Here is a 9,887-nt window from a genome sequence, read left to right on the forward strand (position 1 = left end):
GTGCGGTTGTAGTCGAGGTTCTTGACCGTCAGGGTGCCGTCGGACCCCGTGGTCAACGCACCGTTCCACACGCTGTTCACCTTGGTGCCCGTGCCGGGCGTCCACTTCACCGCCCAGCCGTCACGCGCCGTCGTGTCGTGGTTCATGACTTCGACAGACCCCTGGAAACCGCCGCTCCAGGAGTTGGTCACGCTGTAGACGGCCATGCACCCGGTGTGCGGATCGGTCGGGGTCTGCGTCGGCGTGGGAGTGGGGGTCGGGGTGGGAGTCGGCGTGGGCGTGGGGGTGGGAGTCGGCGTGGGAGTCGGCGTCGAAGTGCCGGTCGAGCCGCGGATACCCGTGACCTCACCCTTGCCACCGTCGAAGACGATGTCGGAGCAGGAGAAGAAGTTCTCCTGGCTGTCCGAGCGCACCCACTGGATGAACATCACCGCGTCACCCGAACGGCCCGACGGCAGGGTCGTGTTCCAGTAGTAGTGGCCGCCGTCCGTGCCCGGCGATCCGATCGCCGGAGGGTTACTGACGGTCTGGATCAACTCCAGGTCGTCCCAGCCCAGTTCGGTGCTGGGGGAATAGCCGGCCTTGGACACGTACACCCGGAACTCGCCTGGGTGCGCGGCCCAGTTGCTGTGATCGACCTCGATCGTGCTGCCTGACGTCAGGTGCGTGCGCGGCCAGTCGGCGCGGGCGGCGTTGTAGCCGGTGAAGTTGTACGGCGACTTGTCACCGGCGCTGCACAGCTTTCCGTCCGGTACGTAACCCGCGCCTCGCCCACCGGCGTTGGAGTCGAGAACGGCGAACCAGTTGTACAGCGAGTTCGCGCCGCTCTCGGCGAGCGCGGCCTTGCACGCCGGGTTCGTGGGGTCCAGGGATCCGGTGCTGGTCTTCGCGTCCAGCCAACAGAGGTACGTCCGCGATCCCGGCGCCATCGCCACGCCGTGCGCCTGCGCGTTGCCCTGGCCCAGTAAGGCCAGGCCGATTCCGCCGAGCAGCGTCGCGAGCACCGCCGCCAGGGAGACGAGTCGTTTCTTGCGGTGAGCCATGGAAGTCTCCAGTGCCTTTTTTTGGAGGGGTGGGGGTCGTCCTACGGTCAGGCCTTCCTCCTGCGCTCCGTCCGGTGACGAGAACCTCGCCCGCTCGGCGAAGACCCCTCCGCCGAGCCGGTGCGCGCGGTGATCGAGCCGTGGGAAGCGCTCGCATGCGGGGCCTCTCCAGGAGGGTGGCCGGATGGGGCGATCGGGAGCGCCTACCGCTGGATTTGGGAGCGCTCCCATATACGGGTTCACAGAAGACTGTAGGAGTGTCGCCGTGTCCCTGACAACCCGTCGAACGGGAGTACGTGCGGACGGGATCCGAATCGACGGGACAACCACGTGACGAGATTCGACAGGAACTCCTCCGCATACCGCCGGAAACATGGGAGCGCTCCCGAAACGCTCGGGCAGGTACGGGACAACCGGGCACCTCCAGGGGCGACTTGGTTCACGGCCGGCGGTGCGCCGGGCACCCGCAGGCACCACGTGAGCCGCCGGGAGTCGACCCGGCGCACCACTCGACCCGCCGGACGACTCTCGCCGCGACGACACCTCGGCGACGGCACCACCCGACCCGGTGGCCGCTCCCGGCCCGCCGAAGGACGAAGCGCCACCCCCGGTCGGACGGTATACACGCGGCCGCGCGAGAGGCGAGCCCGGTGCACCACCACCACGGCACGGGGGCGCGCAACGACTCCCCGCACACACCGGCGACGGCGAATCGTGTCCAAGAGCTTGACGGTGCATCGCGCGACCCCTGAAGGTGGGAGCGCTCCCACTCTGGTTTCCCCGGCAATGCGGCCCCGCACTCCCCCGCACTCCCGCAGCCGTGGATCCCGAAGACCTCAGGGACCGGCATGATCGGTCCACGGGAAAATGTCATGAACCTGACTGGCCAGCTCCGCACCGGCCCGCATCCCAGGCCGGTACTGCCGACCGGGCGAGGCGGACCGCGCCCGGGGCAGGGCATTTCGGGAGCGCTCCCATCGCGTCCCCCTGCACGAGGAGAAAGCCGTGAAACGTCTACTGGCTCTACTGGCGACCTGCGCGACGATCCTGGGCCTCACGGCTCTGCTCAGTCCCCCGGCGGTGGCTGCCGCCGGATGCAAGGTCGACTACACGATCGCCAGCCAGTGGCAGGGCGGCTTCCAGGCGGGAGTGAAGATCACCAACCTGGGCGATCCCGTGTCCGCGTGGACGCTCAGGTTCGCCATGCCCGACGCGGGACAGAAGCTCGTCCAGGGCTGGAACGCCACCTGGACGCAGTCCGGTTCCACGGTCACCACCGTCGGCCTCGACTGGAACCGCGCGCTGGCCACCGGTGCGGCGGTCGAGGTGGGATTCACCGGATCCTTCACCGGTGCCAACCCGAAGCCCACGGCGTTCACGCTCAACGGCGTCGCCTGCACGGGCTCCGTCGGCGGGGAGCCGACACCCGGGCCGACGCCCGAGCCGAGCACCGGCACACCCCAGCCGAGTACCGGCACCCCTGTGGGGGTCAACGGACAGGTGCACGTCTGCGGAGTGAACCTGTGCAACCAGTACAACCGCCCTATCCAGTTGCGCGGGATGAGCACCCACGGGATCCAGTGGTTCAGCGGCTGCTACAACGACGCGTCCATGGACGCCCTGGCGCGGGACTGGAAAGCGGACCTGCTGCGCGTCGCCATGTACGTGCAGGAAGACGGCTACGAGACCGACCCTGCGGGCTTCACCAACCGGGTGAACAGCCTCGTCGACATGGCCGAAGCCCGCGGCATGTACGCATTGATCGATTTCCACACGCTGACGCCCGGTGACCCGAACTACAACCTCGCGCGCGCGAAGACGTTCTTCGCGTCCGTCGCGGCCCGCAACGCGGCCAAGAAGAACGTGATCTACGAGATCGCCAATGAGCCCAACGGCGTGAGCTGGACGGCCATCAAGAGCTATGCCGAGCAGGTCATCCCGGTGATCCGGGCCGCCGACCCGGACGCCGTCGTCGTCGTCGGCACCCGAGGCTGGTCCTCGCTCGGGGTCTCCGACGGCTCCGGCGAGAGCGAGGTCGTCAACAACCCCGTCAACGCCGCAAACATCATGTACGCGTTCCACTTCTACGCCGCGAGCCACAAGGACAACTACCGTGCCGCGCTGAGCCGGGCGGCCACCCAGCTTCCGATGTTCGTGACGGAGTTCGGAACCGTCAGCGCCACCGGTGGCGGTGCGCTGGACCGGTCGAGCACCACGGCCTGGCTGGACCTGCTCGACCAGCTGAAGATCGGTTACGCGAACTGGACCTACAGCGACGCCGCCGAGAGCAGTGCGGCGTTCCAGCCCGGCACCTGCGACGGCAGCGACTACAGCAGCAGCGGCGTGCTGACCGAGTCGGGCACGCTGCTCAAGAGCCGGATCAGCACCGCCGACAACTTCCCCACCAGCTGACCCACCCGCCGACCGGCGACGGGGCTCCGGCCGCGCCGAAGCCCCGTCCGTCGCGGGAAGCACTCCTACTGCGCCCTTCCTGCTGACGGCGACTTGAAGACACGCCGCAGGGACGTCGTGCTGTTCACCGCACGCTCGCCGCCTGCTTGACGCCTGCTTGCCGCCGCCGACCGCATCGAGGAGCGGTGTCGGCACACTCCCAACCGCCCCTGCCCTTCCGGACGGACGCCCCCCCCGTCCGGGATCACGCGAGATCACGCGAGAGTGAGGAAACCAATGGGTCTGCTCGACAAGAACCGTGACTGTGTACTCGGGCTGTTCCGCGTCGTCGTCGGATTGCTGTTCGCCTGTCATGGAGCAGCGGCTCTGTTCGACGTCTTCGGCGGCCCGCACGGCGCGTCCCCGCGCCTGTGGGAGTGGCCCGGCTGGTGGGCCGCGCTCATCCAGTTAGCCGGCGGCGTCCTGGTACTGGTGGGCTACGGCACCCGGGCATCGGCGGTGGTCTGCTCCGGCTCCATGGCGTACGCCTACTTCGGCACCCACCAGTCGACCGCGCTTCTGCCCATCGAGAACGGCGGCGAGGCAGCCGCGATGTTCTGCTGGGCGTTTCTCCTCATCGCCGCCATGGGTCCGGGCCGTTGGGCCCTGGAGCAGGTCTCGGCACGAGGGGACGCACGGGTGGAGGCGCCTCTCACCCGGCACTGAGCCGCCGCCCGGTGTCCGGCAATGCCGGGCGGAGCCGGCGGGACCGCGGCCTCCGTGGTGGCCCCGCGCCGACCGGCTCCGCACCCACGGAAACGGCGGCCACGAGGCCGGGGCGGTCAGCCGTCCAGGCGGCGGTACCGTCGGAGGGGCTACTGAACACGCTCGGGATGGCCACACTTCAAGGTCGCCGTCAGGGGCGCCGGAACCGTCGATCGGTCGGTGAACGCCCGGCCGGCGCCAACAGGACCAGGCCGCCGCACCACCGCCCCTACCTCCGGGGACGTGCAGACACCTGCCCGTCCCCGGATCGCGCCTGTTGCCCCGCGCCATCAGCGGGACGCCAGGGAGTCGGGGAGCCCGCAGACGGCACCCGTCGAACCTCGCCGCTTCGCCGAAGGCGTTCCCTTCGCCCCTGTCCTGGCGAGCCTGGGCGACCTCTTCACCCGACCGGGCGATGAGTTCCGGCGGCCTGTCCCTGTTCACCTCCGCTCGCGCGGAGAGCACGACGCTTGCACCACAGACCGGGTGACGGGTCGCCGGCCGACGCCTGGCCGAAAATCACGAGGCTCACGTGCCGTAGAGCGATATGTTCGAATTTGTCAAGGGCACTGGGGGACGGAGCAGCTCAACGGGTCATCTCGCGCCCTGTCCGATTGACCTTCGCTGTCGCCTTGTTGATCGATACGGTGAGGGGCAATCGTCGTCACGGGGAGGGGCTCGATGGATCTCACAGACAGGTATCAGGCCCTGGCGCGTGGCGCGCTTCTGGTCGCCGAGTCGGCCGAAGACGCCTACCGGCTGGGTGCCCTCGACCGCTTCCTCAAGCCATGGGTCCGAGACGGACTCCATTCATTGAGCGGCCTGCTCGACAGTTGCGACACCAGTCGTCAACTGGCGGAAGATACAAGAGCGTTGGCTCATACAGCCGCCAGGTACTCAGAACTGCGGGAGCAACTCTTTTCCGACGTCTGCCACACACGCCCAGAGCCACCCTGGCGGCTCGTGGGGACGACGATGGCGATCCGGGCACAGTCCGGAGTATTGCTACCGCAACCGACGTTCGTCCTGCGGCGCCTGGCAGACGGCTCGGACGTCCCGGGTGCCGCAACCTGGGACTTTACGGTGATCGCTAATCCGTCCGACCCAGCAGACGAGGGCACGTCGTTCGTCGTCATGGTGTCGACCGGCGACCATGCCGGCGGGGCGCCGGTTCAGGTGTCCAAGGAGCTCGAGCGCCAACGAGCGTGGTACCAGCAGTTGGAGTACGGCTTCTACGCCCTCGGAATCACGCCGTTTCTCACCGCGATCTATGACCCTGATCGTCACCGGAAGCGGGCGAACGATGACGGCTACGGAGGCTGACCTGGCAGGCATCGCAGCCGCGAGGAGCCCTGTGCTGTCCGACCCGGGACTATGGTGTCTCCGGGGGCATATGGCCGGGCATCACGAGTCTGCAGCGCGGACCTCGCCTCCGCCGAGGTCCGCGACGAACTCTGGGCCACCGTCGCCGCTGGCACTTCGACGGACTCGCTTCCATTGCCCTCCGCAGAGAAAGTCAAGAAATGGCAAACCTCCTATAGCGTCGCAGGTCAAAAAGGGTCCTCTCCGCGCGAGCGGAGGTGAACCGCTTCGACGTGGCGAACGAGACGATGCGCGGAAGTCCTCTCCGCGCGAGCGGAGGTGAACCGGTACAGGCGAAGCTCGACACGCAGAAGGCCAGGTCCTCTCCGCGCGAGCGGAGGTGAACCGACTGCTGACGCCGCCGAGTGATGCGCGCTGGTGTCCTCTCCGCGCGAGCGGAGGTGAACCGAGGCCGCCCGGCTTCATGGTGGTTCTCCGATCGTCCTCTCCGCGCGAGCGGAGGTGAACCGGCTCCTCTCCGAGGTGACCTGCGGTGTCGGCAGTCCTCTCCGCGCGAGCGGAGGTGAACCGGCGGCGTCCGTCGCCAAGTACGGCGTCGCGTTGTCCTCTCCGCGCGAGCGGAGGTGAACCGACGGTGCGCCGGACCACCGGCGAGGAGTCGATGTCCTCTCCGCGCGAGCGGAGGTGAACCGGTGCCGTTGAGTTCGTACCGGGTCGACTGAGTGTCCTCTCCGCGCGAGCGGAGGTGAACCGCAGCAGGCGTTGATCGTGGGCGGGGTCGCGGTGCCCTCTCCGCGCGAGCGGAGGTGAACCGGCGCCCGATCCCTTCGAGGAGCTCTCCCGGGCGTCCTCTCCGCGCAAGCGGAGGTGAACCGCGGCCGACGGGCCCTGCCTGGTACGCGACGCCGTCCTCTCCGCGCGAGCGGAGGTGAACCGACCCAACATGCGGTGGTGTACTCGTCGTCATGGTCCTCTCCGCGCCGGCGGAGGTGCAGCGACAGGGCAGCCCCCATCGCCGCAGGTCAGCGCACCCTTCCCCGCGGTTTCAGGGAAGTGGCCGGGAGGACCGGTGCGGGCAGGCGCTCGCAAAGCCGAAGGTAAGTGCTGCCAGGTTACAACCGGCGTGGCCACGAAGACGATCGCGGCCAGTACTTCCCAGTCGCCGTGCCAACGCCGACCACCGCTGTGCGGACGCGACGGCGCCTCCGCCACCACCCGCTGGAACAGCTCCCGCAACTCGTCCGAACCAGCCGCTCAGCTACCCCCACCATGTCTCACAGAATGCCGAGTCGCCCAAATCAAGTGGCTTCTCCGTCACCTTGAACGGCGCGGAGCCGCAACGGACACCTCGGATGCTGCCATGACCCTCGGAGCAGCCCCGAGCACGCCCGTCGATCAGGTCAGTGCACCGGGAACGGCTGACCGCAGGGCGGTGGTCGGCCTGCGCGGAACCACCGCGGACAGGTCTCCGGGCGGTGTACGGGTGAGCGCGGTCAGCATCGCATGGTCCGGAGAGAGTGCGCAGGCCGGATCGGTGCGGGCCGCGTCGCCGGTGAGCGCGAAGGCCTGGCAGCGGCAGCCGCCGAAGTCCTGGGTGCGGCGTTCGCAGCTCCGGCAGGGAGAGGGCATCCATTCTTCGCCTCGGTAGAGGGTGAAGGCTTTCGACTTCTCCCAGATCCAGCGCAGCGCGTGGTCGCGTACGTTGACCGGGTCGAGGCCCGGGAGCGAGGCTGCCGCAGGGCACGGCAGAGCAGTGCCGTCGGGAGAGACGGTGAGGGAGACCGCTCCCCAGCCGCCCATGCAGGGCTTCGCCACCCCGTCGAAGTAGTCCGGCGCGACCCACACGATGTCGAGCCGGCCCTCCAGCTGTTCCTTCCATCGGCTCACCGATTCGACTGCGCGGGCGATTTGGTCGCGGCCGGGCATGAGTGCCTCCCGGTTCAACAGCCCCCAGCCGTAGAACTGGGTGTTGGCCAGTTCGATGCGGTCGGCCTTCCAGCGCAGGGCCAGCTCCACGAGGCCGTCGATCGCGTCCAGATTGTGCCGGTGGAGGACGACGTTGACGCCGAGTGGCAGTTCCGCTTCCCGGACGAGTGCCGCTGCGGCCTCCTTGGCGGCGAACGCCCTGCTGCCCGCGATGCGGTCCGAGGCATCGGGGTCCGCATGCTGTACGGAGAGCTGAACGCTGCGGAGTCCGGCCGCCGCGAGCGCGGTGAGGCGCTCCCGGGAGAGCCCCGAGCCGCTGGTGACCAACTGGGTGTATATGCCCGCCTCTTCGGCGGCCGCGACGATCTCCTCCAGGTCCCTCCGGAGCAGCGGTTCACCGCCCGAGAGATGGGTCTGCAGGACCCCGAGCTCCGCCGCCTGGAGGAAGACATCCACCCATTCCTCGGCCGTCAGCTCATGTGAACGACGGTTGAGCTCAAGTGGGTTGGAGCAGTAGCCGCAGTGCAGCGGGCAGGCGTGGGTCAGCTCCGCCAGGAGCGCCCAGGGGGGTGGGGGTGTCGCAGGGGTCACCTGATCCAGCCTTCCTGGCGGATCCGCTCGATGAACGGTTCCACCTCGGTATCGACGGGAGCTCCGGGAAAGCGCTCCCGCAACTCGTCCGTGATCCGTGCCACCGTGCGTGTCCCGTCGCAGAGTTCCATCACCCAGCGGGCACTGCCCTCCAGCACCACGACACGTTCGGGCATCAGCAGCACGTCTTTCCCGCGTGTCCGGTCGTGCCGCAGTACGACCGCCGGTACCTTCCGTGGGCACCAGGAGGGGTCCGGGGCGGTCACCGTGCGCTCCCGGGTCTGCCGCCGTGCTCCACGGCGTCGAGCAGGGACCACAGGACGTCGCATTTGAAGGCCAGTGCCGACAGCGCGCGGAGTTGGGCTTCGCGGGTCCGTGCCCAGTCGGTCACCCAGGTCAGCGCCTCGGCGCCGTCACGGCGCCCCTGTGGAACCCGGCTGCGGAAGTAGGCGAGACCGGACTCCTCGATCCAGGGGTAGTGGACGGGGAACGTTTCCAGGCGGGTCATCATGATGTTCGGTGCGCACAGCTCGGTGAGCGAGGAGGCGACGGCTTCCAGGGCGGGGTTGAGCCGGCAGAAGTTGACGTAGCCGTCGACGGCGAAACGCACCCCGGGCAGGACGTTCCTGCCCGACTCCAGCTCCGCGCGGTCCAGTCCCACGGCCTCACCGAGCCGAATCCAGCGCTCGATGCCGCCCTCGTCGTCGGTGAGCCCGTCGTGGTCCTGGATCCTGCGGAGCCAGGAGCGCCGCATGGCCGGCTCGGGCAGTTTGGCGAGGATCAGTGAGTCCTTCACGGGGATGCTGCACTGGTAGTGGAAGCGGTTGGCGACCCAGGTGCGCAGTTCGTCCGGGCTGAGTTCTCCCCGGTGCATACGCACGTTGAACGGGTGGGCGTCGTGGTACCGGCTCCGCGCCAGCTCCCTCAGTTCGGCCTCGAACGCGGCAGGGGGCAGCGGGCCGTCGTCCGGCGCCTCGGGGGGTACGGCTGTCGGGCCGGGCCGGGCCGGTGCTGTCGTCATAGTTCGATCACCATCCCGTCCTGCGCCACTTCGAGTCCCCGGTCGGCGAGGATGCCGCGCTCGGGTGCGGAGGGGTCGACCAGTGGATTCGTGTTGTTGAGGTGGGTGTAGAGGCAGCGGGCCCGCAGCGGGGCCAGGCGTTCGGCAGTGCCTCCGGGTCCTTCGACGGGCAGATGGCCCATCCCGGTGGAGGTGCGCGCGGAGATGCCCAGTCGGCGGGGCTCCTCGTCGTCCCAGAACGTTCCGTCGACGAAGACGCAGTCGGCTGCGGCGGCCTCCTCGCCGAACTCCTCGCTCCATTCGGCGAGTGCCGGGGCGTACAGGGCCGTGGTGCCCCGGACGGGGTCGTGCAGCCTGACCGCTACGACCCAGCCGCTGTCTTCGGGCGCGTCGGCGGCGTACCGGGGACGCTTGGCGGAGAGGTGGACGGCGGACACCTCGATACCGGCGACGTCCGTCGGCTTCTCGCCTGCTTGCGGCAGATCGTGCCAGCTCAGTGTGGTGTAGGGGGTGAGGGTGGTGTCCAATGCCAGGCGTTCGCGCAGCGCCTTGCGGACGGGAGCGGTGGCGTGGACTTCGATGTGCCGGGCTTCACGCAGCCTCAGCAGTCCGATGGTGTGGTCGAGTTCGGCGTCGGTGAGCAGGACCCGGACGACCGGCGTGCGTTCGTCGCCCGGTCCGGGGCGCAGCGCGGTGTGCGCCTCCAGGTGGTCCGCGACGTCGGGACCGGCGTTGACCAGGAACCAGGAAGACGGATCGGGGCCGAGGACCGCGAGGGAGTCGTGGGTGCGGCGGCGGTCGGGGTGGGCGCGTGCCCCGGAGCAACC

8 protein-coding genes, 1 pseudogene and 1 CRISPR repeat array are annotated in these 9,887 nt (G+C 69.0%); of the genes and pseudogenes, 3 read left to right on the plus strand and 6 right to left on the minus strand.

The window, feature by feature from the left end:
• A partial coding sequence (locus ACFWEP_RS25590) for a lytic polysaccharide monooxygenase (protein WP_387373239.1) occupies nucleotides 1–1,043 on the minus strand: 1,043 nt, incomplete at its 3' end.
• A gap of 1,005 nt (nucleotides 1,044–2,048) precedes the next feature.
• On the opposite strand from ACFWEP_RS25590, the gene ACFWEP_RS25595 reads away from it, so the two are divergent.
• The 3 genes from ACFWEP_RS25595 (at nucleotide 2,049) to ACFWEP_RS25605 (ending at nucleotide 5,522) form a co-directional block, all read left to right on the plus strand.
• Nucleotides 2,049–3,455 (plus strand): cellulase family glycosylhydrolase, encoded by a 1,407-nt coding sequence (locus ACFWEP_RS25595; RefSeq protein WP_387373240.1) that lies wholly within the window; start codon nucleotides 2,049–2,051, stop codon nucleotides 3,453–3,455.
• Nucleotides 3,456–3,731: 276 nt separating this feature from the next.
• Nucleotides 3,732–4,160, plus strand: a complete 429-nt coding sequence (locus ACFWEP_RS25600) for a DoxX family protein (protein WP_387373242.1) — start codon at nucleotides 3,732–3,734, stop codon at nucleotides 4,158–4,160.
• 720 nt (nucleotides 4,161–4,880) lie between these two features.
• Entirely contained in the window at nucleotides 4,881–5,522 is a 642-nt protein-coding gene (locus tag ACFWEP_RS25605; protein ID WP_387373243.1) for a hypothetical protein, read from the plus strand.
• 236 nt (nucleotides 5,523–5,758) lie between these two features.
• Nucleotides 5,759–6,519: direct repeats of the CRISPR family, unit length 29 nt; unit sequence GTCCTCTCCGCGCGAGCGGAGGTGAACCG.
• A 98-nt stretch (nucleotides 6,520–6,617) separates the two neighbouring features.
• Here ACFWEP_RS25605 and ACFWEP_RS25610 read toward each other — a convergent pair.
• From ACFWEP_RS25610 to pqqB, 5 genes and pseudogenes are all read right to left on the minus strand, one after another.
• A pseudogene (locus ACFWEP_RS25610) lies at nucleotides 6,618–6,758 on the minus strand (IS5/IS1182 family transposase); the annotation flags it as partial.
• 159 nt (nucleotides 6,759–6,917) lie between these two features.
• The gene (gene pqqE / locus ACFWEP_RS25615) at nucleotides 6,918–8,048 is read right to left on the minus strand and encodes a pyrroloquinoline quinone biosynthesis protein PqqE (protein WP_387373248.1); all 1,131 of its coding nucleotides are present in this window, start codon (nucleotides 8,046–8,048) and stop codon (nucleotides 6,918–6,920) included.
• Nucleotides 8,036–8,215 (minus strand): pyrroloquinoline quinone biosynthesis peptide chaperone PqqD, encoded by a 180-nt coding sequence (gene pqqD, locus ACFWEP_RS25620; RefSeq protein WP_387373250.1) that lies wholly within the window; start codon nucleotides 8,213–8,215, stop codon nucleotides 8,036–8,038. The genes pqqE and pqqD overlap by 13 nt, the downstream gene beginning before the upstream one ends.
• Before the next feature lie 86 nt (nucleotides 8,216–8,301).
• Entirely contained in the window at nucleotides 8,302–9,060 is a 759-nt protein-coding gene (pqqC, locus tag ACFWEP_RS25625; RefSeq protein ID WP_387373245.1) for a pyrroloquinoline-quinone synthase PqqC, read from the minus strand.
• On the minus strand, nucleotides 9,057–9,887 hold an 831-nt coding region (gene pqqB / locus ACFWEP_RS25630), incomplete at its 5' end, for a pyrroloquinoline quinone biosynthesis protein PqqB (protein WP_387373247.1). The genes pqqB and pqqC, both read right to left, overlap by 4 nt.

Source organism: Streptomyces sp. NPDC060198 (assembly GCF_042728415.1).
In the GTDB taxonomy this organism is placed as follows: domain Bacteria; phylum Actinomycetota; class Actinomycetes; order Streptomycetales; family Streptomycetaceae; genus Streptomyces.

What these genes read in the sequence shown, in the direction of transcription:
- ACFWEP_RS25600 (WP_387373242.1), top strand. Translation starts at nt 3,732, where the DNA reads ATGGGTCTGCTCGACAAGAACCGTGACTGTGTACTCGGGCTGTTCCGC.
- ACFWEP_RS25605 (WP_387373243.1), top strand. Translation starts at nt 4,881, where the DNA reads ATGGATCTCACAGACAGGTATCAGGCCCTGGCGCGTGGCGCGCTTCTG.
- pqqD (WP_387373250.1), bottom strand. Translation starts at nt 8,215, where the DNA reads ATGCCCGAACGTGTCGTGGTGCTGGAGGGCAGTGCCCGCTGGGTGATG.
- pqqC (WP_387373245.1), bottom strand. Translation starts at nt 9,060, where the DNA reads ATGACGACAGCACCGGCCCGGCCCGGCCCGACAGCCGTACCCCCCGAG.